Source organism: Streptococcus sp. CF8_St5-11, assembly GCF_024295625.1.
Lineage (GTDB): Bacteria > Bacillota > Bacilli > Lactobacillales > Streptococcaceae > Streptococcus.
This window is the reverse complement of record NZ_JANCOJ010000005.1, coordinates 24194-48622: the sequence shown is the minus strand read 5'-3', so window position 1 is coordinate 48622 and position 24429 is coordinate 24194. Positions and strand designations below refer to the sequence as shown.

21 protein-coding genes are annotated in these 24429 nt (G+C 42.1%); 2 read left to right on the top strand and 19 right to left on the bottom strand.

The window, feature by feature from the left end:
* Positions 1-46: 46 nt before the first annotated feature.
* Positions 47-226, top strand: coding sequence for a hypothetical protein (locus NMM13_RS09030; RefSeq protein WP_042759811.1), 180 nt, complete (start codon positions 47-49; stop codon positions 224-226).
* Between the two features lie 259 nt (positions 227-485).
* On the opposite strand, the gene NMM13_RS09025 is transcribed toward NMM13_RS09030, so the two are convergent.
* From NMM13_RS09025 to NMM13_RS08935, 19 genes are all read right to left on the bottom strand, one after another.
* On the bottom strand, positions 486-1868 hold the full coding sequence (locus NMM13_RS09025) for an amino acid permease (RefSeq protein WP_118398456.1): 1383 nt from the start codon (positions 1866-1868) through the stop codon (positions 486-488).
* Positions 1869-2031: 163 nt separating this feature from the next.
* Positions 2032-2289 carry a DUF896 family protein gene (locus NMM13_RS09020; protein ID WP_031575259.1) on the bottom strand — a complete coding sequence of 86 codons (258 nt, stop codon included), beginning with the start codon at positions 2287-2289 and terminating at the stop codon, positions 2032-2034.
* A gap of 33 nt (positions 2290-2322) precedes the next feature.
* Entirely contained in the window at positions 2323-4359 is a 2037-nt protein-coding gene (gene glyS, locus NMM13_RS09015; RefSeq protein ID WP_254728499.1) for a glycine--tRNA ligase subunit beta, read from the bottom strand.
* Between the two features lie 281 nt (positions 4360-4640).
* Entirely contained in the window at positions 4641-5558 is a 918-nt protein-coding gene (gene glyQ, locus NMM13_RS09010; RefSeq protein ID WP_002886077.1) for a glycine--tRNA ligase subunit alpha, read from the bottom strand.
* A 335-nt stretch (positions 5559-5893) separates the two neighbouring features.
* The gene (locus tag NMM13_RS09005; protein WP_254728497.1) at positions 5894-10312 is read right to left on the bottom strand and encodes a S8 family serine peptidase; all 4419 of its coding nucleotides are present in this window, start codon (positions 10310-10312) and stop codon (positions 5894-5896) included.
* 268 nt (positions 10313-10580) lie between these two features.
* The gene (locus NMM13_RS09000; RefSeq protein ID WP_254728495.1) at positions 10581-11423 is read right to left on the bottom strand and encodes an aldo/keto reductase; all 843 of its coding nucleotides are present in this window, start codon (positions 11421-11423) and stop codon (positions 10581-10583) included.
* Positions 11420-11638 (bottom strand): hypothetical protein, encoded by a 219-nt coding sequence (locus NMM13_RS08995; protein ID WP_003018530.1) that lies wholly within the window; start codon positions 11636-11638, stop codon positions 11420-11422. Before NMM13_RS08995 ends, NMM13_RS09000 begins: the two co-directional genes overlap by 4 nt.
* 131 nt (positions 11639-11769) lie before the next feature.
* Positions 11770-12927: an N-acetylglucosamine-6-phosphate deacetylase gene (nagA, locus tag NMM13_RS08990; RefSeq protein ID WP_042760248.1), complete on the bottom strand. Its 1158-nt coding sequence runs from the start codon at positions 12925-12927 to the stop codon at positions 11770-11772.
* Between the two features lie 154 nt (positions 12928-13081).
* Positions 13082-14713: a Na/Pi cotransporter family protein gene (locus NMM13_RS08985; protein ID WP_023920260.1), complete on the bottom strand. Its 1632-nt coding sequence runs from the start codon at positions 14711-14713 to the stop codon at positions 13082-13084.
* A 450-nt stretch (positions 14714-15163) separates the two neighbouring features.
* Positions 15164-15514 carry a 30S ribosome-binding factor RbfA gene (rbfA, locus tag NMM13_RS08980; RefSeq protein ID WP_003003976.1) on the bottom strand — a complete coding sequence of 117 codons (351 nt, stop codon included), beginning with the start codon at positions 15512-15514 and terminating at the stop codon, positions 15164-15166.
* A gap of 74 nt (positions 15515-15588) precedes the next feature.
* Positions 15589-18303: a translation initiation factor IF-2 gene (infB, locus tag NMM13_RS08975; protein WP_070659648.1), complete on the bottom strand. Its 2715-nt coding sequence runs from the start codon at positions 18301-18303 to the stop codon at positions 15589-15591.
* A gap of 16 nt (positions 18304-18319) precedes the next feature.
* Positions 18320-18619, bottom strand: coding sequence for a YlxQ-related RNA-binding protein (locus NMM13_RS08970; RefSeq protein WP_003010399.1), 300 nt, complete (start codon positions 18617-18619; stop codon positions 18320-18322).
* Positions 18612-18908 (bottom strand): RNase P modulator RnpM, encoded by a 297-nt coding sequence (locus NMM13_RS08965; protein WP_003010401.1) that lies wholly within the window; start codon positions 18906-18908, stop codon positions 18612-18614. The genes NMM13_RS08970 and NMM13_RS08965 overlap by 8 nt, the downstream gene beginning before the upstream one ends.
* A gap of 14 nt (positions 18909-18922) precedes the next feature.
* Entirely contained in the window at positions 18923-20065 is a 1143-nt protein-coding gene (gene nusA / locus NMM13_RS08960; protein ID WP_003010402.1) for a transcription termination factor NusA, read from the bottom strand.
* 44 nt (positions 20066-20109) lie between these two features.
* Positions 20110-20589, bottom strand: a complete 480-nt coding sequence (gene rimP / locus NMM13_RS08955) for a ribosome maturation factor RimP (protein WP_049522806.1) — start codon at positions 20587-20589, stop codon at positions 20110-20112.
* Between the two features lie 97 nt (positions 20590-20686).
* Positions 20687-21322, bottom strand: a complete 636-nt coding sequence (gene trmB / locus NMM13_RS08950; RefSeq protein WP_024056398.1) for a tRNA (guanosine(46)-N7)-methyltransferase TrmB — start codon at positions 21320-21322, stop codon at positions 20687-20689.
* A complete protein-coding gene (gene ccrZ, locus NMM13_RS08945; protein WP_003003852.1) occupies positions 21319-22113 on the bottom strand; it encodes a cell cycle regulator CcrZ in 795 nt (264 codons plus the stop codon). Before ccrZ ends, trmB begins: the two co-directional genes overlap by 4 nt.
* 40 nt (positions 22114-22153) lie before the next feature.
* Positions 22154-23209: an ABC transporter permease gene (locus tag NMM13_RS08940; protein WP_254728493.1), complete on the bottom strand. Its 1056-nt coding sequence runs from the start codon at positions 23207-23209 to the stop codon at positions 22154-22156.
* The gene (locus NMM13_RS08935) at positions 23206-23937 is read right to left on the bottom strand and encodes an ABC transporter ATP-binding protein (protein WP_254728491.1); all 732 of its coding nucleotides are present in this window, start codon (positions 23935-23937) and stop codon (positions 23206-23208) included. Before NMM13_RS08935 ends, NMM13_RS08940 begins: the two co-directional genes overlap by 4 nt.
* 67 nt (positions 23938-24004) lie before the next feature.
* Between NMM13_RS08935 and NMM13_RS08930 the strand changes: the two genes are divergently transcribed.
* Positions 24005-24418: an HIT family protein gene (locus NMM13_RS08930; protein ID WP_003012582.1), complete on the top strand. Its 414-nt coding sequence runs from the start codon at positions 24005-24007 to the stop codon at positions 24416-24418.
* The last annotated feature ends 11 nt before the right edge of the window (positions 24419-24429 follow it).

Below are 24429 nucleotides of genomic sequence, written 5' to 3'. Positions count from 1 at the left end.
GCTTGATTTCACTTGTTTCCTCTAGGATTTATGATACAATATTCTTATGAAAATAAGAAAACAGATTCTCATCCCACTTTTATTGGTCGATGCTATCGCTCTCTACTTTTTTCTAACCACTATTGAGGCTTGGATTTTTTGGCTTGCTGCCCTGATCCTAGTCGGATCACTTTGGTGGTTCAAAAAAGCCATTCAAGGACAAAAAACAGAGATGGAAGAAAAATAATTTCTTCCATCTCTGTTTTTCTTTTGTTTCCTCCAAGTAATTCCTTAAAAGAAGTAAACGAGCTCTGAAATAGTAAAGAGAGTGGGACAGAAATCGGTCATTCGTTAGAATTCGATTTCGTCGTCCCACCTCCGCACAGTTGAGTAGGGCTGTAAAAGCTGATGAAATCAGCGTAGTAGAGCCCACTCAACCACTGCGTCTTGCTCAACAATCCAAAAACAATTGAGAGGCTAGGACTTTTGCCCCAGCCTCTTGCTGTTTATTTATTATGTTTCCAATTGCTGTAGATCCCAAAAAGAATGATCCAGATGGTTGCTCCAACCGCTCCAATGTATGTTGATTCTTGCAAGAAGAGACAAACGAATACAAAGAGGAAGAAAACAATGGTCAATGGATTCAACACTTTATAGGCCGGCATGACAAAACCATCTGGCATAAATTCTTTCGATTTACGGTACTTAAGATGGGCAAGCATAGTCAAAATGTAAATAGCAATGTAGACACCAGAAGAAGATGCCGTAATCAAGGCAAAGGCATCTGAGACACCTGGCAAGACATTGATAAAGGCTGAAACAGCAACCACAATCGCAGAAAAAATAATCGCGCGACTTGGAATCCCCATACGAGATAAGCTATTCAGTTTCAAACGATTCATCACTTTGCTGTTTGGTGTTTCTTTTGCAATCTGGTACAAGTGGCGCCCTGTTGAATAGAGGGTGGAATTCAAGGAAGATGCCGCAGCTGTCAGTACAACAAAATTAATCAATCCTGCTGCCCACTTGATTCCTACCATCTGAAAGACCGTTACAAACGGTGACTTATTGACGGGAAGCTGTTGCCAAGGGAAAATAGCCATAATCGCTAACAAAGCCCCTACATAAAAGATTACAATTCGAATCGGAATTTCTTTAATGGCTTTCGGTAAGACCTGACGGGGATTGGCTGTCTCTGATGTGGTAATTCCAACAAACTCAATCGCTTGATAAGCAAAGAAGACCATTTGAAAGGCCATCACAAACTTGACCCAACCATTCGGAAACATTTGAAAACCATTGGTAATGTTACTTAAGCTAGCATGTCCAGCTGGTGTTTCAAAATTCGTCGTCACCATAAAAATCCCTGTTGCGATCAGGGCTAAAATCGTGACAATCTTGATCATTCCAAACCAGAATTCAACCTCTCCAAAAACTTTCACAGCGATCAAGTTTACACAACTTAAAAGCGCTAAAAAGATGATTTGAATCTGCCAGGCTGGCCAATTAGGGAACCAGAGCTGAACATAGTTGGAAACGGCTGTAATTTCTGCCATCCCAAGAAATACCAAGGAAACCCAATAGGACCATCCTGAAAAATAGCCCCAACCCTTTCCTAAGTACTTGGTAATAAAGTTGATAAAGGTATGTTGATCTGGATCCATATACAGCATCTCGCCAATCGCCCTCATCATGAAGTACATGAAAGCTCCAGTCAGCATATAGACTAAAATAATAGACGGACCTGTCAAAGAAAGGGAACGACCAGCTCCAAGAAAGAGCCCTGTTCCGATGGTTCCTGCAATAGCAATCAGCTGAACATGGCGATTTTGCAGACCACGAACCATCCCATTTTCGGTTTCTTCACCAGGATGATGTTTTTTTGACATATGATTACTCCAATTCTTTTTCTGTACATTTTCAGAAAAGTATACTTCCAATTTTCACTCAATCTACTATACCACGTTTTTAAAAATTGGTCAATCCGGTCCAGAATATTCTGAATTTTATAGATCAAAAAGAGTGCTGGAGTCTATTCCAGCACTCTTTTGATTATGAATTAGGGTCATCGAGACTACGGCCATGCAAACCTTTTTCCCGTTGCACTTGGCGTAGTTTCTCAGGTGTTACATCGTTACCTTCTTCATCTACAATTTTGATACCTTCAATGTGGTGACGAACCGAACGACGATAACCTTCAATGTATTCTTCACGAAGTTTTGCTTGCTCCACTTCTTCTTCTGGAGTCAAACCTTCTGTTTTTTTCTTTTTAGCAAGCTCATTGATACGAGCAATTTTTTCAGGTGTCATAATAAAACCTACTTTCTACCTGTCATCAGGTCATTATTTTGTGTTCAATTGATTAAAGGCTGCGACAGCATTAGCTTTCGCTACAAGGCCTGCAAGAAGGGCCAAACGGTTGTTTTTAACAGCCTCATCTTCTGCCATCACCATGGTATTGTCAAAGAAAGCATCAATGACTGGGCTAAGAGCAAAGAGTTGAGCCAATTTGTCGCTAGCTGAACCTGTCAATTCAAGCTCTTCAATCGCTTTAGCCAGGGCTTTTTCTTGATCGTTTTCAAAGAGACTGGCATCGACTGCTACTGAAGCATCTGCTTTTTCTGCCAAGTTGAAAGCACGAGAGAGGGATTCAACAGCTGCCTTGTAACCATCAGTCTTCGCAGCTTCTGAAAGAGCTTCAGCTGCTTCCAGCATATCAGCCACGACAAAGTTTGAACCAGCAAGAACAGCTTCTTTGATATCTTTTGGTGTGCGTCCCATCATCTTGTCCACACGCGCCTTGATGAAGTTGAGCACTTCTGCTTGATTGTCATATGAAAGACTATCAAATGAAAGGGCGTAAAGGCTGTCGATCAACTCATCCATAGGGATATGCCAACCAAAGGCATCCAAGATACGCACAATTCCTTGAGTCGCACGACGAAGCGCATAAGGGTCATTGGAACCTGATGGAATCAATCCTACTGAGAAGAATGAAAGGAGGGTATCCAATTTATCTGCAAGCGCAAGGATAGCACCAACCTTAGTCTCTGGAAGGGCACCATCTGCTGAATCAGGAAGGTAGTGCTCACGGATAGCTGTCGCAACCGCAGCATCTTCACCAGCAAGGAGAGCGTATTTTTCACCCATGATTCCTTGCAATTCATCGAACTCTCCGACCATACCCGTCAAGAGGTCAAATTTGTAGATTTCAGCTGCACGAGCGACAGCTGCAGTTTCTTCAGCAGTCAAACCAGCTTGCTCAGCTAGTGACGCTGCAATGACACCAGCGCGCGCCATGTGTTCTGAAAGAGAACCAATTTTTTCATGGAAGGTCACGTTCGCCAATTTAGCAACGAGGTCTTCAATCTTAAGTTTTTGGTCTTCACGCCAGAAGAATTCACCATCTTCAAGACGTGCCACCAAGACTTTTTCATTTCCTCGGATGACATTTTCCAAGTGCTCAGCGTTCCCATTACGGACGGAGATGAAGTTTGGTTTCAACTTACCATCAAGGTCACGTACAACAAAGTAACGTTGGTGCGTTTCCATTGAGGTCACCAAAACTTCTTCTGGAACGTCCAAATATTTGGTGTCAAAACTTCCCATAAAGGCAGTTGGGTATTCGACCAAGTTCAAAACTTCATTCAAAAGTCCTTCTTCGATTTGGACCTGAACACCTTGATCTGCCTCGATAGCCTTAATTTGCTCACGAATCATGTTTTCACGTTCTTTGCTATCCGCAATCACATAAACGGTACGAAGGTCTTCTTCATAAGAATCCGCATTGGTAATTTCCACTTCGTGCCCGAGGAAACGGTGCCCACGGCTCACACGACCTGAGTGGATATCCAAGAAATCAAGGTCGAGCGCTTCATCACCCAAAAGAACGATCAAGGTATGAACTGGGCGAATGTATTCAAAGGTGTTGTTAGCCCAGTGCATGCTAACAGGGAAGGTCAATGAAGCAAGCACCTCTGGAACGCCAGCCAAGACTTCTTTAGCTGGTTTTCCAGCTTCGTGTTTCGTGACATAAACGTACTCTTCCCCTTTGACTTCACGGAATTCGATATCATCAACGGTCAAGCCTTTTCCACGGACGAATCCTTGAGCCGCTTTTGAGAAGTTTCCATCTGCATCCAAGGCGATTTTCTTAGAAGGTCCTTTAAAATCTTCAGTCAAATCCGATTGTTGATCTGCTAAACCAATCACACGGACAGCCAAACGGCGTGGTGTTGAGAAGGTTTGAATGTCTTCGTATGAAAGTCGGTTGTCATCCAAGAAGGCTGCCATTTTTTCACCGAGTTGTTTTTCACTTGGTGTGACAACGTAGGCTGGTAACTCTTCAAGTCCAAGTTCTACTAATAAGTTTTTTGTCATGTTTTTTCCTTTACAAAATTCTTCTTTTTGATAGGCACCTTAGGTACCGGGGACGTCGCTAACTAACTTTGTGAGGCTGTAGGGAAATCTTCTGTCTTCTTGACATCGATTTCCAACGGTCTCATCAAAGTGGATTTAGCCAACTGATTTTTGAACCTCACGTTTCAAAAATTCCCATATAGCAGTACGGCGGTGCCTATCCCTTTAGCAAGTCTCCGACTTGCCTCTGGGTTCCATATGGGCTCACTTTGTTTGCCCATTTTCCATTCTTGTAACTCTTTTTATTCTTCCTCTTCTGCTAGGAGTTTTGCGCGTGTGGCTTCGTCGAGAAGTGGGTAACCAAGTTTTTTACGTTCTGCGACGAAGGTTTTGGCTACGACACGAGCCAAGTTACGGATGCGGGCAATATAGCCGGCACGTTCTGTAACGGATACAGCTCCACGTGCATCAAGCAAGTTGAAGGTGTGTGAACATTTCAAAACGTAGTCATAGGCTGGGTGAACAAGGCCCAATTCCAAAGCACGTCCTGCTTCTTTTTCAAATTTTTCGAAGTTTTCAAGAAGCATATCTTGGTCAGAAACTTCAAAGCTGTATTTTGAGTGTTCGTATTCTGGTTGAAGGAAGATTTCTCCGTATTTAACGCCTGGGGCCCACTCAATATCGTAAACAGAATCAACTTCTTGGATGTAAGAAGCCAAACGTTCCAATCCGTAAGTGACCTCAGAAGTTACCGGACCAGTTGCCAAGCCACCAACTTGTTGGAAGTAGGTGAACTGAGTGATTTCCATACCGTCAAGCCAAACTTCCCAACCAAGACCAGCCGAACCAGTTGATGGGTTTTCCCAGTTATCTTCAACGAAACGAATATCGTGTTCCAAAGGATTGATCCCCAATTTTTCCAATGACTCAAGGTAAAGTTCTTGGATGTTTGATGGTGATGGTTTCATGACCACTTGGAATTGGTGGTGTTGGTAAAGACGGTTTGGGTTTTCTCCGTAACGCCCATCAGCTGGACGACGAGATGGCTCTACATAAGCCGCATTCCATGGCTCAGGACCAATGGCACGAAGGAAGGTGTAAGGACTCATCGTACCCGCACCTTTTTCGTTATCATAAGCCTGCATGAGCATACAACCCTGGTCATTCCAGTATTGTTGCAAAGTAAGGATAATTTCCTGGAAAGTCAATTTTTTGGACATATTTTACTCCTTATTCATAAAGTTTCTTGTAACTCAGAATACAAAAAGAACCGTGTCTTCACTCCTAAGTCTGTGACCTAGGGGCGTCAGAAACGCGGTTCCACCCTAATTTATTACTTCATTTTATCTGTTTGTCTTCAGCTATTTGCTGATAGAAAGCGCCACTTGCCTACTTTGCTCTACTTGGCTTTCACTATCCCAAGTTCGCTAGAAAAACGCCATAAGCCCTTCTTTCTTGTCAGTATTATAGCAAATTTTTAGGTACTTGTAAATAAAAATCCATCTGAAACAAATGTTTCAGATGGATTCTAGGCTAACAAACTATTTTGTTTTTCTTATGGACGTCTTGCAGCTTTTGGTTTTTTACCATGAAGTTTTTTCTTGGCATTTTTCAAGGCTGTCAAAGCATCTTTTACATCTTGTTGGCTTGCTCCTGGATTTGAAAGGATGGTTTGTGCATCCTTGAAAGCCACTAGGTAAGCTTCTTTTTCTTTATTTCCAGCATAGATGAATTTAGCATTCTTTTCTTGGAATTTCAATTCTTCCTTGATGTATTTTTCAAGGCTTGAAAAATCAGTTGCTTTCCCGTTTAATTTTCCTTCCGCACGGCTAAGCTCAGCAAGTGCTTGATTGATTTGTTCTTGTTTCACAGTTGGATCAACTGCAAGCAAGGCCACTGTTTGGAAAGCGCGGTCGTAGTCGCGACGTACTTTTTCTTTGGCATTAGCATAACGACCCGTTTTAGTCGTAGCATCATAAGCTTGCATAGCTTCTTTCAAAGCCGCAACGTTTGAATCTTTCCCATCCAAAGCTTGGCTAGCAGCTTCAAGACTAGCTACTGCTTGGTTGACTTGTTCTTGACTGACCTTATTGGTCAAGGCTGCTTGGGCAGCTTGCAAGGCTTGATCATAAGCTTCTTTCTTAGCCGCACTCGCATTAAAGTATTGAGCTGTCTTTGTAACATCTACTTGGTTGTTCAAAGCAGCCAAAAGATCTACTTTTGAGATCACTCCAATACGATAATTGTTATTGCGCCCTGCGACAACTGAGATCACTGGTGCTTCCTCAGCTAGTTCATAGCCTGTAGGAAGGGTTGCAACTAAGGTATATTGACCAGTTGCGACAGATTTCCCAAAGCCATTTTTTCCATATTTTTCAGCAGGCAATACAAAGTTTCCACCATCTGCCCCTTTCAATACGATCGTAGCTGCTTTTGAAACCGGTTGATCAAAGCTGATGCTAACTGGTGCATATTCTAAAGTATTGGCAAGAAAAGCGATCGTTTGGAAACTATTATCTTCTGTTAAATCAAATTCTTGTGTCAAGCTACTGACAAATTTCACTTCTGTACGATCATACGTAAAGATTTCTGCAGTATAATGACCAAAGTTCAAGAAGTTAATATCTTTTGTCTTATCAACTGATACGTATTGGCCATTGCTATCTTTGATTCGGTAAACATACATAGTATCCAAATCTTTGTTCGTTTTAGCATCACGAACAGAAATTTGAACCCGACCACTATTTTGATCCCGAACTAAATCAGCTAGTGAAACATAGTCTACATTCCCCGCAAAGTCCTCTACGTAGTAGTAGATATTCTTCTTATCGATGTTTTCAGGAAGATCGAAGCTACCATCTGCATTGGCCTTGATCACATGGTAATTTTCAAGCGCACGAGTACCATTCTTATCTTCACTGGTTTGGACCATTGTCCCCTGATCATCAAATGGAGTCACATAGACGAGTTTTTCAGTTAAGATACCACCATCGCCAACATCTTTGGCTTTACGTGCTACAAACTGTTGTGCTCCGTCTTTAAAGCGAATATAGCCAGATGTGATCACTGGTTTTTGAGTATCAACCCGAACCTTGAAGGTCGTTGATTGCTCCTCAGCTCCAGGAACCATTGGGGTGTAACGGATGACATAATCATATAGACCATCTGCTACTGCATTCCCATTCGCATCAATACCATTCCAAGCAGTATTATCTAATGTGTAGCTGCGTGGGTTCTTTTGGTCACCGTTGAAGAAGTTCTTACGATGGTCAGATGGAGTTCCTTCCCACAATGGATTTTTATGTTCCGTATCACTTGCTGCATAAACAGTTGCACGAAGGTTTTCAATGTTTCTAAGGGCAACTGTCTTGTATTCGACGAAATCTTTATTTCCATCTTCATTTGGTGAAATGGCAATGCGAACATTTCCGTTTTCATCTAGTTGAAGGGTGTGAGTTCCTTCTGCATTTTCGTCAATACCAAGGACTGTAATCCGACGACCATCTCGTTTTCCTTGAGTGAGAAGGAAGTCATTTTGCTGAGTGACGAGCGCAGAAACATTCGCACTAGAAGAGATATTCAAATCTTTTGGAATATGGTAGTAGAATCCATCTTTTCCTTCGCGAACCAAATCATAGACTGGCTTTTCAACAGCGGGAAGGTTTTGGAATTCTCCCTTGAAGCCCATAAATGGCAAGCTGACCACATCTCCATCATCAGCCGGATCAACAAAGCGAACAAATCCTTCAAGGAAATAGCCGTTCGGCATTTCTTTGCTCAATTCTTCTGTGAATTTACTTGTATCGACTTTCACCGTAACCGTTTCAGAGCTATGAGCTTTCACAGTTACTTCAGGCCAAGCTGTTTCAGTCAATTTACGTGGACGGAGGGTAAATTTACCATCTTTTACTTCATCTGTGTCAGTATTGACCAGCATCTTCAAGGTACGATCGGTATCTGAAATATTGTGAACCGTCACATCAAATGTAAAGCTATCTCCAACATTACCAAGAGTGACGCTTGGATAGTTGTTTTCACCGGTCACATACAAGTCTGTTGAAACGGCTGCTGCTGTGTCGACAACCCCTGCTCCTTGTTGGCGTGGAGAAGTATAAGCACCCGTTTCTTTATTAACGTGTGGTTTAGCCGTAGACATGATCAAGGCTTTCACTGTTTCAGAAACTTGTTCTGGAGTTAATTCTGGGTGATGCTTCACAAGGTATTCTTTAACCAAGGCTGCAACACCTGCTACGTGAGGTGAGGCCATACTAGTACCACTCATATCCCCATAGGTATTGTCATTTAAAGAAGAGAAGATGTTCCCACCAGGTGCTGTGACATCTGGTTTCAACTGACCATCGGTTGTTACACCCCAGCTTGAGAAATCAGACAATTGGTCTGCTTCTGGAGATGGACGGTTGGCCATGGTATTGTTAAAGACAACTTTGTAAGATCCAGCTTTAAGAGCTTCCCCATAGCGTTTTGAAATGAAGACAGATGGAATTTTCTTAGCATCCCCATCAATTGACATTCCAAGGTTTGATCCTTCCACATTATTGTAGACCATAGCCCCTACTGCACCATGATGGAGGGCATTAGCAATTTTTTCTGTGAATGGGATTTCTCCACGTTGAATAAGCGCTAATTTACCAGTAAGATCTAGACCTTTGAAATCATCTTCTTTCCCAAGACCAACAGATACGTACTCATATTCTTTGCCTTTTTCAAAGTCTGTATCTGTTGCAGATTTACTGTAGTCAAATTTCCCGTTGTCTAATTCTGCATTTCCTTCAAGGCCTTTGACTTCAAAAACTTCTGTGGTAATGATTTTATTGTTGATAGAAGCAACAGAGATGGAGTCCTCTACCGTTGATGGATTTCCGACCAAGCCGTAATCTGGATTTTCTGCAGCTGGTCTTGAATAACCATTCCCAAAAGTATTGCTATTTCCTGCAGAGATTAGGACAGATACACCTTTAGCACGCGCCCGTTTGATGGCATCCACAATATCTGAATCCGCATTGACCGTAGAACCAGTCGTAGAGCCAAGACTCATGTTGATAGTATCTGCACCAAGAGCTACAGCATCATCAATTGCTTTTACATAAAGGGCCGAACCAGTTGTTTTTTGACGATCCGAAAAGACACGCATAAACATAACTTGCGCTTCTGGTGCTACACCATAGATCTTTTCTCCGTTTCCTGCTTCTTTATCAGGATTCCCTGTCGCAATCCCTGTAACGTGCATCCCGTGAGAATCTCTTTCGGCCTCTTTGATATTGTCGGTCCCATCAAAGTAGTCATAAGCATAGACAACCTTGTCGTTGTACCATTTACCATAATCGATTCCTGCCGCTTTTTTAGCAGCTTCGATTTCTTCTTGGTTTTTAAACTTAGCTTTTGAAGGATCGGTAATCCGAAGAACCTCGTGGTTCACATCCAAGCCAGAATCAATGACGGCGACAACCATCCCTTCCCCTTTGTAGCCTTGCTTCCAGGTTTGTGGAACAGTAATAATTTCGTCACTTTCGATGCTTTGAGGTTTTTCAGCTGCCTCATGGCGATTCGTTGTTTCCGAACTTGTCGCAGTAGCCACTACTGTTGCTTTTTCAACAGGTTTTTCCACTTCTTCCGGTTTTGTTTCTGGAACAGCAGCTGCCTCTTTCGGAGCTTCTGTTTTTTCAACTACAGCTGCTTCTGTTGTATTCGTTGTCTTTTCAGCAACTGTTGCTTCATTTGCAACTGCTACTTTCTCACTAGCAACTGCTGTACTTGCTTCTGTTGCTTGTGAATGCTCTTCTTCAGCAGGTGCCTGTTGACTGTTTGCTACAAGCTGTGTCCCAGCGCTCGTTTGACCCGCTGTTTGTTCTTCTGCACTCGCTTGTGCAGATCCAAATACCAAAACAGCCCCTAATAAAACTGAGGCTACACCAAATTTGTATTTCCTTAATGAAAAACGCTCTTGTCTATTCATAGAAACTCCCCTTTTATTTTAATAGTAACTATTATAACGCAAAATTATCTGAAAATTCATTCAAAAATGAATTGTAACACAATTGTAATATTTACGTATATTACTAATTATTAACTTATTTTCGTTCGGAAATTTTTGAAGTTGAACAGGAAAATATTATAGAACATCTGTTTTTATTGGATCCTTAAAATTATTTCATGTTTGAAAGGTTTTTAAAAACCGAGAACGAAACTGTCCTCGGTTTTCATTAATGAATAGAAATTCTCTTTTAAAAATCTTTGGTGTCCGGATCTGGTGCACCTGCTTCAACCGGAAGATGGCGCAGGAGTTCCACATCATCTGCCGCCAATTCAAAATCAAAACAATTTAGATTACTCGCAATCCGCTCAGGCGTAACCGATTTTGGCAATGGAAGGAAGCCTTCTTGTAAACTCCAAGCTAAGGCTAGTTGAGCGACGGTCTTTCCATATTTGGCAGCCATTTCTTTTACTTGTTCATTTTGGAACAACTCCCCTTGGCCAAAAGGTCCCCAAGCCTCTAGTAAGATACCCTGCTTGCGACTTGCAGCAATGGCTTCGCTTTGGTAAACCCCAGGTGCTAGACGAATTTGGTTCACAGCTGGGATGACCCGAGCAGTTTCAAGGAGCGCTTCCAAATGATGAGGAAGAAAATTGCTAATGCCAATAGCCCGAACCTTGCCAGCAGCTAGCATATCTTCCATGGCTCGCCAAACCTCAGCGTTTCGCACTTTCCAAGCATCATTTTCTCGAAGGGGGTTTGGATTTGGCCAATGAATCAAATAAAGATCGACATAGTCCAAACCCAGTTTCTCAAGAGACTCGTCCAAAGCAGCTTGAGCATCTTCATAGGTGTGATGAGTATTCCAAAGTTTGGTGGTAATAAACAAGTCTTCGCGTTTAAGACCACTATCCTTGATCGCCCGACCAACGCTCTCTTCATTTTGATAAATCGCAGCTGTATCGATATGCCGGTAACCTGCTTTTAAAGCAGCTAAGACAGCTTGATAGGCTTCTTCTCCATCTGCTGCTTTCCAGGTTCCAAATCCTAATACAGGAATCTCCACCCCATTATTTAAACGATAATTGTTCATTTTTTCTTTCCTTTCTTCGATTTCGGTTTCTTAGGCCCTCGAAGCTTGAGCTCTGGCTTAAAAATATTCTTCTTGGTTGGCTCCATCTTCTTGCTATAAAAACTATAGAGTAAAAATGCCCCACCAACAATCACAATAAAGATATTTTTTCTTACAATCCCATAGAGCAAGAAAAAAATTCCCATCAATAAAAAACGTATATCAATTGCCTTCATAAGCTACCTCACATTTCAATTCCCATTATAGCATGAAAAGACAGCATTCACAAAATTGCACTACCATCGGTAAACAAAAACCTCTCTAGGTCTGACCTAGAGAGGAAGTATTCTATCTTCGATTCTTGAATCTAATTCGTCGCCTGGTAACGTTTGACCCCATCGAGATAGGTCGCAACCAGATCCAAATTTTGGTCAAGTACGATGAAGTCCGCATCATATCCTTCACGGATTTGACCACAAACATCATCAATATGGACTGATTTTGCCGGATTGAGGCTGGCCATCATCACTGCTTCGTGAGGGTTAGCAATTCCCCACTCTACAACATTTTTTAATCCATCTTTCAATTTCAAGATTGAGCCAGCTAGATTACCAGTTGATTTCAAGCGAGCAGTTCCCTCAGCAACCACGACTGGGAATTCCCCAAGCATGTAGTCCCCGTCTTCTAAGCCCCCAGCTGTCATACAGTCCGTAATCAAGGCAACATTTTCTTTGCCTTTTTGTTTCATCAGGATATCACACGCTAGTGGATCCACGTGATGGCCATCACAGATCAACTCTGCTGTAGTATGAGGCAATTCATACATGGCACCAACCATACCGAGTTCACGGTGCGTCAAACCACGCATACCATTGTAGGCATGCACCCAGACACTCGCACCTGCATCAACCGCTTTTTTAGCTTCTTCAAAAGTAGCATTGGAGTGTCCCAGAGCGACAGTCACCCCTTCTCCTGTAATGGTCCGAACAAATTCTTCTACCCCTTCACGCTCGGGAGCAAGGGCAATCTTATTCAACAGACCATTGGCAGCTTTTTGCCAAGCACGGAATTCTTCCATACTTGGATCCTTCATATAAGACGGGTTTTGAGCTCCCTTGTATTTTTCTGTGAAATAAGGTCCTTCAAAATAAATCCCGCGAATCTTAGCTCCTGTTGCTTCTTTGTATCGTGCACCGATATTTTCCGTTACTGCCAAAAGTTGTTCGTAAGAGGAAGTAAGGGTCGTAGGCAAAAAGCTCGTAACCCCTGTACTCAAGAGCCCTTCACTCATGGTATGGAGAGTACCTTCGATATTATTATCCATCACATCTACCCCACCAAATCCGTGAATATGGGTATCTACGAGGCCAGGCGCAATGCTGTAACCAGAATAATCCAGCACATCCGCACCTTCTGGTAAGCTTTCCACATGTTTCCCAAACTTGCCATCAACAAGCTCCAAATAGCCTCCGCGGCGAACCCCATGTGGGTAATAAAATTGATCTGCTTTAATATATGTAGACATAAAATCGTCCTTTCCATTGTAGGAACTGTGTTCCATTTATATTCATACATATTATAACGCTTTCACTTCTATTTGTAAATGGTCTAGACCTATTTTTGAATAGAATCCAACAAAAAAACAGAGTAAGCTTCCTACTTACTCTGTTTGACGTTCCTTAAATTTGCTCGATTTGTACTTTTTCAGCCAGATTCATGGCATGGTCTGCAACTCGTGTATAGTGAGAAATAATATCAATAAAGTTCACTCCGGCTTGAGGTGTACATTCACCTTGGTTCAAACGACGAATATGGGTTTTCCGAAGTCTTTTCTCCAACTTTTCAATTGCCTCGTGACGTGCTACCAATTGGTTTGCAAGACTCACATCATTGTTCTCAACAGCTTTTAAGGCATCCTCTACAAATTGATGGGTTTGGTTGTAAATATCTTCCAATTCAGCTAAGGCTGCTTCTGAAAAAACGACTTTCTTTCGAATTAAATAATCGGTCAGATTGATCAAGGCTTCCGCGTGATCTCCAATCCGCTCCAAATCCCGTGAAGAATCCAAGATATTGGTGAGAACTTCACTTTCTCTCGGACTCAAGGCTTCACTCGACAAACGAATCAAGTAGCGAGTCAAATCATCATCAATGGTATTGATGGCTTCTTCTGTCTTATGACCCTTTTCAGCTGTTTTTTCATTTTGATGAACAATATAATCATAAGAAAGATTAAAAGCTTTGTCTGCATATCCACCTAAATGAAGCAACTCTTTTTTTGCATTTCCAAGAGCAATCGAAGGCGCTTGAGTGATCAAGTTTTCATCCAAGTAGAGCGGTTCATATTTGACAACCTCATCCTCACCAGGAATCAGTTTGGTTACAAAGTATGCCAAAGCTCCAATGAATGGGAATTGAATGATGGTGTTGGTCACGTTGAAAGCTCCGTGAGAAAAAGCAATGGTCATTTCTGGTGACAAGTGCAAGAGCCCTTGGAAGTATTCAATCATGGCTGTAAAAGGTGTTAACAAGATCAAACAAAGGATTGTACCGATCAAGTTAAAGAGCACGTGGGTTGCTGCAACACGCTTAGCAGAAACATTGGCCCCCATCGCTGCAATAATAACTGTCAAGGTTGTTCCGATGTTGTCCCCAAAAAGAATAGGTAAAGAACCGCGAAGATCTAGGAAACCACCTGAATACAAACCTTGTAGAATCCCAATGGTAGCTGACGAAGCTTGAATCAAAACGGTGATAATGGCTCCTGCTAAAACACCTAGAATTGGATTTTTCCCAAGGGTGATCATGTACTGACTAAATTCTGGCAATTCTTTCAAAGGACTCATTCCCGCACTAATCAGGTTTAAAGCGTAGAAAATTCCTCCAACCCCAAAGAGAATCCGACCAATATTATTGGCCATTCGATTCTTGGTAAAGAAAAGTAAGACCGTTCCAAGAAACATAATTGGAAGGGCATAAGTCCCCAGTTTAAACCCAATAATGAATGAGGTGACCGTGGTCCCAATATTAGCCCCCATGATGATCCCAATGGCTTGACGCAGGGTCAAGAGACCCGCACTGACCAGACCAACGGTAATCACCGTTACCCCTGTACTAGACTGAATAAGGGCTGTCACAACAATCCCTACTAAGACTCCAAGAAAGGGATTGCTGGTATATTTATCAATATAGTAGCGAAGACGGTCCCCTGCAGCTTGTTGCAGTCCTTCTCCCATGGTTTTAATACTATAGAGAAAGAGACCCAACCCTCCCAAAAAGTTAAACAAAATTTCCTGCCAGTTAATGGACATGATCATTCCTCCAAATATGAGATCAGAAATAAAACTCCTCTCCTATTGTAAAGGATAATTTCCAATCACACAAGAGATTTCTGTAAATTTCTATTATTTTTTGAAACCGTTTTTTTCTTTCTGTTTTATTTTCCTCATTTTAAGAGTCAAAAAAAGAAGTTGGAAATTTCCAACCCGAGACTGTAGACAAACTATTCTTTTTTATAAATCTAATAAATTCTATAAAAAGAAATGTTACTCGTTAGAGTGATTCAATCATCTACTGAAACTTTTCGTCGTGAGAAAAGTACCTGAAACTTAATAGTTTCAGGTACTCGGAATTATTGAGACCTTAGGCTCAATAATTAGTCTTGGAACTTCGTAGAAGTTCGCTGACGTCCGTACTCACCTAAGGAAAGTTTCTAAGAAGACTTTGTCTTTCAATCTGGACGTGGAAAATTTCCAACCTCTCTAGTCTTTGTTCAAATTGCGCAACATCTCATCGATCTTGTTCCCGTATTCGATGGATTCGTCTTTCACAAAAGTAAGATCTGGAATCTTGTACAATTTCAGATTCCGACCTAATTCACGCTTGATGGTTCCTGTTGCTTTTTCAAGGCCTGTCTGAGCCTTTTGATTGTCTGAAGCCAAATCACTCATAATTGAATAATACACTTTGGCCATAGACAAATCACCTAGCATTTGAACATCCGTAATGGTGACGCCTTGAACACGCGGGTCACGGACTTTCTTTTGTAAAATCTCGTTGACTTCACGCTTGATTTCCATCCCTACTCGGTCTGTCCGAAAATGACTTGCCATAGGAACTCCTTTCTGCTCTGTGTTTAAAAACTAGGAAATCAGAGGGGCCCCCTCTTTTTTCCTAGTCAGCTTGCTTATTTTTTAATTTCTTCCATGATGTAGGCTTCGATGGTATCATCTGTCTTGATATCATTGTAGCCTTCAATCATCAATCCACCTTCACGACCATTTGTGATCTCTTTGACATCATCTTTGAAGTGTTTCAAGCTTGCAAGAGCTCCGTCATAGATCACGACACCGTCACGAATGACACGGACTTTGGAATCACGTGTAACCTTACCACTAAGAACCATAAATCCACCAATGGTACCCACTTTAGAGACTTTAAAGGTTTCACGAATAACTGCTTCCCCGATCACTTTTTCTTCAAATTCAGGATCCAACATACCCTTCATGGCATCTTCCATTTCTTCAATCACTTTGTAGATAATTGAGTGAAGACGGATTTCCACCTCGTCAGCTTCAGCTTGTTGACGTGCTTGTGGAGTAGGACGGACGTTAAATCCAATGATGAAGGCATTTGAAGCTTCTGCAAGGGTCACGTCTGATTCGTTGATCGCACCAACCGCTGAGTGAACGATGGTCACTTTCACACCTTCTACTTCAATCTTTTGAAGGGAAGCAGCAAGGGCTTCAACCGAACCTTGTACATCGGCTTTAATGATGACATTAACAGATTTCACTTCCCCAGCCTTCAAGGTATCAAAGAGATTTTCAAGGCTGACGCGGTTGGTTGCTTGACGTTGTTTCATAAGAGCACGTTTGGCACGTTCTTCACCCGCTGCACGCGCTGATTTTTCATCTTCATAAACCGCGAAGTGGTCACCCGCCATTGGCGCTTCGTTCAAACCAGTGATAGAAACCGGAGTAGATGGTCCTGCCACCTTCACACGACGTCCAAGGTCATTGGTCATGGCACGGACACGTCCAAAGGTATTTCCGACAACGATTGGGTCTTGAACATTCAAGGTACCTTGTTGAACAAGGAGGGTTGCCACCGCACCTTTTCCTTTATCCAAGCGCGCTTCGATAACAGTACCGATGGCACGAACAGTTGGATCTGCCTTGAGTTCTTGGATTTCAGCCACAAGAAGGACCGTTTCCAAGAGCTCATCGATATTTTGGTTGAACTTGGCTGAGATTTCTACAAACTCAGAATCTCCACCCCAAGCAGTTGACATAACACCGTGTTCAGCCAATTCACCGATGACACGCTCTGGATTAGCTCCTGGTTTATCGATCTTGTTGATGGCCACAATGATTGGAACATTGGCAGCTTTTGAGTGGTTGATGGCTTCGATGGTCTGTGGCATCACCCCGTCATCTGCTGCTACAACCAAGATGGTAATATCGGTAACAGATGCACCACGAGCCCGCATAGAAGTAAAGGCCGCGTGTCCAGGTGTATCCAAGAAGGTAATCTTCTTACCATTTTCCACGATTTGGTAGGCACCGATGTGCTGAGTGATTCCTCCCGCTTCACCAGTTGCTACACGTGAATTACGAAGGGTATCCAAAAGGGTAGTTTTACCGTGGTCAACGTGTCCCATGATGGTGACAACTGGTGGACGCTCTACCAACTCATCTGGATTCAAATAACCATCTTCAACGAAGAAGCGTTCGATATCGGCATTATCCACTTCAACCTTTTTCTTGGCTTCAATTCCATAATCCACCATCAAGAGTTCAATCGTATCTCCATCCAGCGATTGGTTTTGAGTCGCCATGACTCCCATCATAAAGAGTTTCTTGACGATTTCAGCCGGTTCACGCTTGATACGTTTTGCGATTTCGGCAACCGTCATTCCATCCGTATACTCAAATTCACTTGGTAATTCATGGAATTTACGCTCTGTTACTGGTTTTGGAGCATCATTACGGTTGTTCTTTCCTTTTTTATTTTTCTTATTGTTATTCCAGTTACTATTTCTCTGATTTCTCACTTGATTTTGACTATTTCGATTCCTTTGTTGTTTTCTTGGACCATCTTCTTCACGATCAAAATCATCTCGTTTCTTATCTGGTCGCGCTTGTTTCTTCCGACGTGTATCGACTTGAGCTGGAGCAGCAGCAACAGCTGGTTTTGTATGGTTCTCAACAGCTGGCTCCTGTACAGGTGCTTTCACTTCTGGTGCTTCTACCCGTTTCCGGCGCTGTTGACGTTCTTGTTCTGCTTTTGCAGCTTGTTGTTTGTAGCGATCTTCACTTCCACGTGCGTATTCAGCATTTTGTTCAGCTTTCAGTGCTGCTGCACGCGCTTTGAAATCAACTTTTGGTGCTACTTGGGGTTGTTCACCACGTCTTTGATCTGGTCGGTTATTGCGACGATCAGAACCTTGATTTCGTTGTTCATTTCGCTCTTGTGGTCGTTGATTTCGGTTGTCACCATGACGCTGATTGTCTTTGCGATCACGTTTTGGACGATTGTCTTGTTGTTTCCTACGTTCAGCCTGTTCTTTTGCACGCGCTTCTCGTTCCGCTTTAAAGTTACGACTCTTTGGTTTAGCAGCTGGCGTTACTGATTTTGTCTCAGTTGCTCCTTCTTTTTTGACGGGCGCTGCTTCTTTTTTCTCTGCGACAGCCGTTGTCTTGGCAGCCACTTCTGCTACTTTCTTTTCGACTGTTTCTTTTTTCGCTGCAAAGCTCTTGATCAACTTTTCAGCAACATCAGTATCGACACTAGATGCATGACTCTTGACGTCAAAACCTAATTCTTTCGCACGAGTGACGACTTCCTTACTTTCCTTGCCCAATTCTTTGGCAATTTCGTATAATCTTTTCTTAGACAATTGCTGTCCTCCTCTTCTATTCCATAAGAGACCTCATTTTCTTTGAAAATCCAGCATCTACAACAGCGACGACCTTACGGGCACGTCCAATTGCAGTGCTTAATTCTAGTGTTGAAAACACGGTAGATACTTGAACCTCATAATAGTGACCCTTATCTGTCACCTTTTTTGTCAGGTTACTAGCTGCATCATTTGCCAGAAAAACTAATTTTGCTTTTTCTTCCTGGATGGCTTTGATCACGAGTTCTTCTCCAGAAATGAGTTTTCCTGCTCTTTGCGCCAAGCCCAACAAATTACTTATCTTTTGCTTATTCAAGGCCTAACTCTCTTCTCTTCACCTTATGATCTACATAAGCGATCAATTCATCATAGAAAGCTTCTTCCACTTCCATATTAAAGCTACGATTAAAAACTTTCTTTTTCTTAGCAAGTGCCGCTTCTTCATTGTCTAGCTTGATGTAAGCACCTCGACCATTGGCTTTGCCAGTTGGATCGATAAAGACTTGTCCTTCTTTATTTTTGACAATGCGGAGCAAATCTCGCTTATCAATAATTTCATTTGAAACGACAGATTTTCTTAAAGGGATTTTTCTTGTTTTTACCATTTTCCCTCCCTCTCTTAATCGACTTGCTCTTCGCCACTTTCTACTTGGTCTTCAAAAGTTTCTTGAGCTGCTTCCATTTCTTCGAACTCACTAGCAGATTTGATATCGATGCGGTAACCAGTCAAATGAGCTGCCAAACGAACGTTTTGACCACGACGACCAATGGCAAGAGATAGTTTATTATCTGGAACCACAACGAGAGCATGTTTGCTATCTTCATCATCAAAAATAACTTGGTCCACTTCTGCAGGAGCGATCGCATTGTAGATAAATTCAGCTGGATCTGGAACCCACTCGATGACATCGATGTTTTCTTCTGTCGGAACCATACGGTCTAATTTTTGATCGTATCGAGCTGGGTGGAACTTGCTGGTAATCTTTTTAATGTTCGATCCACCACGACCAACGATAGTCCCAATCGCATCTACGTTTGGATTATGGCTACGAACCGCAACTTTTGTACGATCTCCAGCTTCACGCGCTACACTCATAATCTCAACAGTTCCATCATAAACTTCAGGAATTTCTTGTTCCATCAAACGTTTGATCATTTCAGGATGGCTTCGGCTAACAAAGACATTGACACCACGTGGATTATCTTCTACCTTGTAGACAAAGACTTCAATCCGGTCATGAGATTGGAACACTTCTCCTGGAATTTGGTCTTGCTTAGACAATTGAGCTTCGATTGAGCCAAGATTGACATAGATAAAACGATTGTCAAAGCGCTCCACCGTTCCACTCATGATTTCATTTTCATGCTCTTTATAAGTGTTATAGGTGATGGTTCGCGTTTGCTTACGCATTTTTTCCATGATCGTTTGTTTAGCAGATTGAGCTGCTACACGACCAAATTCAGCTGGTGCTTCTTCAAACTTGATCTTATCCCCCAACTCATAAGCAGAGCTAATGGCCAAGGCATCCTTCAAGCTGATTTCTAAACGGCTATCAAAGACTTCATCCACCACTTCACGAACCGTATAAACACGGAAATCTCCAGTTTTTTCATTGAATTCAATCGCTGCACTTTCTGATTGTCCATAACGACGGCGATAAGCTGAACGCAATGATTCTGTGACGGCTTCGATGATATCTTCTTTTTTGATCCCTTTGTCTTCTTCCAAAATGCGGAAGGCTTCTAGCATTTCTTTACTCATGTTTTTCTTGCCTCTACTATAAAGGCATCCTTTCTTTCATTCTGTTACAATTTTACAGCCAACCTTGCTTTGGACACAAGGTTATAAGGAATATCCACTGTTTTCTTTCGTGTTTTATCCATATACTCAATGGTCAAAACATCCTCTTCAAAACCTACCAGGTTCCCCTCAAAGACCTTTTGCTTTTCAACAGCCTTGTACAAGCTGATATTGACGTACTTACCAACAGATCCCTCGAGTGCTTCCTTGGTTTTCAAAGGTCTCTCCAAGCCAGGACTGGTGACTTCTAAAAAGTACTGTTCTGGAAATGGGTCTGGTTTGATTTGATCCAATAGCGGACTGATGATTTCTGTCAAATCCGCTGTATCATTCAGTGTGATTCCTTCTGGTTTGTCTACGAAAATGCTTAAGACGTAGTCACCACCCATTTTGCCATATTCAACATCAACCAATTCAAATGGTTCCTTTATAGCTGGCTGAATCACTTCTGTTACTAAGTCAACAATCGTTGCGATGGTTGCCACCTCCTCATAGATAAGAGGCGAAGATATTTCCCCGCCTCTCCTTTTCTATTCATTTAATGTATTATAGCACGATTTCCCAATGATTGCAAGGAATATGCTAAAACTGTGCTTCTACACGGTAAATGACCTGGCCTTTACTTGAGAACTTCTTCTCATATTCCGTCATGACATTGCCCTCAAAGTCACTAGCATGAAGGTCTAACCAGACTCCCTTCAAAGTCATTCCATATTGCGAAAAACTCACCAAACTGTATTCAAACAAACCTCGGTTGTCTGTTTTAAAGTGAATCTCCCCATGTTCTGGAAGAATTTGCTTGAAGGTATCCAAGAAGGTCTTGTATGTTAAACGACGCTTCTCATGACGTTTCTTAGGCCAAGGATCTGAAAAATTCAGATAGAGTTGATCGATTTCTCCATCTTCAAAATAGTTGGTCAAGCTATCCCCGTCTACCCAAAGCAATTTAATATTAGGAACATCAGCTTCTAAGACCTTATCTAAAGCATAACTCAAGACTGATTTTTGAATATCAATTCCGATGTAGTTGATCTCTGGATTGGCCTTGGCCATCCCAGTAATAAAGGCCCCTTTTCCGCTACCCACTTCGATATGAATAGGATGGTCATTCCCGAAAATTTCATGCCATTTTCCCTTGGCATCTTCTGGATTTAGGACCACATATTGCGGGTTCGCTTCTAATAATTCAGTCGCTCCCTTGCGATTTCTAACTCTCATATTTCCTTTCCATATTTCAACCGGAAATTGCGCAGAGCATAGATCTCGCGATTGACATTTTCTAAATCATTATTTTCATAGTATTTAGCAATTTGGCACAAGAAAGAGTATTGACCAAACCAATAGAGTTTATCAAATACTTTTTGATTGTACTTGTAGCCATAATAGCCTAACCAATCGCGCCAATTAGAATCTGGGATATAGTGACTCAAGATATGCGCCACATCCAACATCCGGTCTGTCAAACGAACAGAGTCCCAATCGACTAGATAAATCAAGCCGCTCTCTGTTTCAATCCAGTTACTATGACGAACATCCCCGTGGACGATCGTCGCATAATCCTCCCGAAAGGCAGGCACTGTCTTACGTAAATTCTTTACGACTGATTGGATATAGTGGTTCTGACGTAGGGCAATTGGCAACCGATTGCTCCAAGAATTGAGCAATTCTAATGGAGATTCCACAGGATAGCCAAGTTTTTTCAATTGGGTCATCAAAGGTCTAGAACGGTGCAATCTCGTTAAAATATTGACGACTTGTTTTTTCGACATCCCATTTGGCGTGAGAATTTCCCCATTCAACCATTCTTGGGCACTCATCACATTTCCATCTGGCAATCGTCGACTCCATAATAATTGAGGAGCAATCTGTTCTTTTGCTAGACCCGCAAGGATTGGGGTCGTATTCATTTTTACAAAAACGCGCCCACCATCTGGGTAGGTCCCCATGTAGGCCTTCCCACTCTTCCCAGGAATTGGGGTGAGGCTTAGCTCTTTTTCATTCGAGTCCATCTTTTCCTCCGTAAAAAGTTTCCAATCTATTTTACTAATTTTAACGACTTTCGTCAACCAAGCGCGCCATCTTAAATGGAAGATAGAGTAGGATTAAAGCAACTGTGTAAGCCAGTAAGCCTAACAACAGGACTTTATCTGAAACAAAGACCAGACCAATCCCCCCTTCTATCACCGTTATCATCCCCATGACCAGCTGAATCGTTTTGTTCAACCCTGCCTTTTTACTGCCCTTTTTCATCGGGAAAAGGAGGGTCAAGGGTTGGTAATCAAAAGCACTGTAAAGCCCCAGTAATTGAAAAATAACCAAGTAATTGAGCAAGGCTACAAGGGCAATCACTACGAGAGGCTGGGGAATAAAGATGATAGCGAGAATGGAAAGAGCCAAGAGTCGGAGAGTCATAGAGAAAAGATCTCCATTCCGTAGGAAGGAGCGCATATATAAGTGAAGCCACGTATTGCCATGTGTTTTGGGAAGAAGCCCTAAGAAACCATCCAAGTAAGCTCTTCTTTTAACACTGTTAGTAATACCTTTCACCGTTGTAAACAAGGCAAAGAAACGAAGGATCAATTGTTTCCTTGCATTCTCACGAGCAATGGCCAAGGTCCAATTCAAATTTCCATCCTGGTAGAAACGCGCTTCCTTCCAGCTAAAAACAGCCCCTTTAGCCACCCCTAAGACAAGGATATAGGCTACAACTCCTAGTTCATTCACCCCCGTTGCAAGAAGAAGAGGCACAAATAATAGAAGAACAACACTTTGAATCAAAAACCAAAAGATAAAAGACTTCTTGACCTGCCCTTTGATATAGTTTTTTACTTCCTCTTCCTTTACTAAAAGGAATAAGGCATCGGGCTTCTCTAGGTAAGTCGCAATGGAACCGATCGGAACCAAAAGGAGCAAACCGATCAAGAGACTCCAGCGAATCAAACTTGTATCTTTGGGTAACTCTTGCAAGAATTGGCTATACTGAACCGACAAAAATCCTATAAAAATCAGCATAAAGAGGACGAAATGATCATTGAGAACATAGCGGCTATATTTTACACATTGAGTTCGAAACGTTTGTTGCCGTTTTTTCATCAACTCTTTCATGCTGTTTCCTCTTCTGTCAAGGTCATATAGATATCATTTAGACTTGCTTGCTCATCTCCAAAAGTTAAACGCAACTCATCTAAGGTGCCTTGCGCTCGGACCTGACCCTTGTGGAGGATCACAAACCCATCACACATCTTTTCAGCTGAATCCAGAACGTGGGTACTCATCAAAATTGATTTCCCTTTTGCCTTTTCATCCGCCAACAACTGAATCAAATCTGCAATCGCAACAGGATCCAATCCCAAAAAGGGTTCATCAACAATATAAAGGCTTGGATCTACTGCATAGGCGCAAATAATCATGACCTTCTGCTTCATCCCCTTTGAAAACTGGGTCGGGAACCAATCTAATTTTTCAGCCAAACGGAATCGTTCCAACAAAGGCTGGACGCGCACCATGACCTGATCCATATTTAAATCATAGGCCATAGCTACGGTCTCGATATGCTCTCTCAGGGTTAATTCTTCATAAAGACTAGGGGTTTCTGGAATATAACCAATCTTCTTCCGATATTCAGTTGGAGCTTCTGGCAGACTAAGACCATCAATCCGTACCTCCCCAGCATAAGGATGCAGGAGACCAATAATTTCATTAATTGTGGTTGACTTCCCAGCTCCATTTAGTCCAATCAAACCAATCAGTTGGCCATCCGGAACCGAAAAGCTCACCTCTTTCAGGACAGGGATGTTGACATAGCCACCTGTCAACTTGTTGATTTCTAACATATTTTCTCCGATTTCTGGTATAATGTTCTTATATTATAACAAAATTTAGTCTAAATGAGGTGTATTTATGGTTGATGATTGTATTTTTTGTAAGATTATAGCTGGCGACATTCCTTCATCCAAAGTCTATGAGGACGAGGAGGTCCTCGCATTTTTGGACATCTCTCAGGTTACTCCTGGTCATACGTTAGTCGTTCCAAAAAAACACGCTCGCAACCTATTAGAGATGGACGAAACCGCCACAGCTCAACTATTTGCACGTGTTTCTAAAGTTGCTAAAAAAGTAGAAGCTGCTACCCAAGCTAAGGGAATGAATATCATCAGCAACATGGAAGAAGTTTCTGGACAAACCGTTTTTCACACACATGTCCACATTATTCCTCGCTATTCCGATCAAGATGAGCTTGCCATTTCATTTACTGAACACGAGCCTAATTTTGAACAACTAGCAGTTCTCGCAGAAACCATCAAAAACAGTTAAAAAGGAGTCTA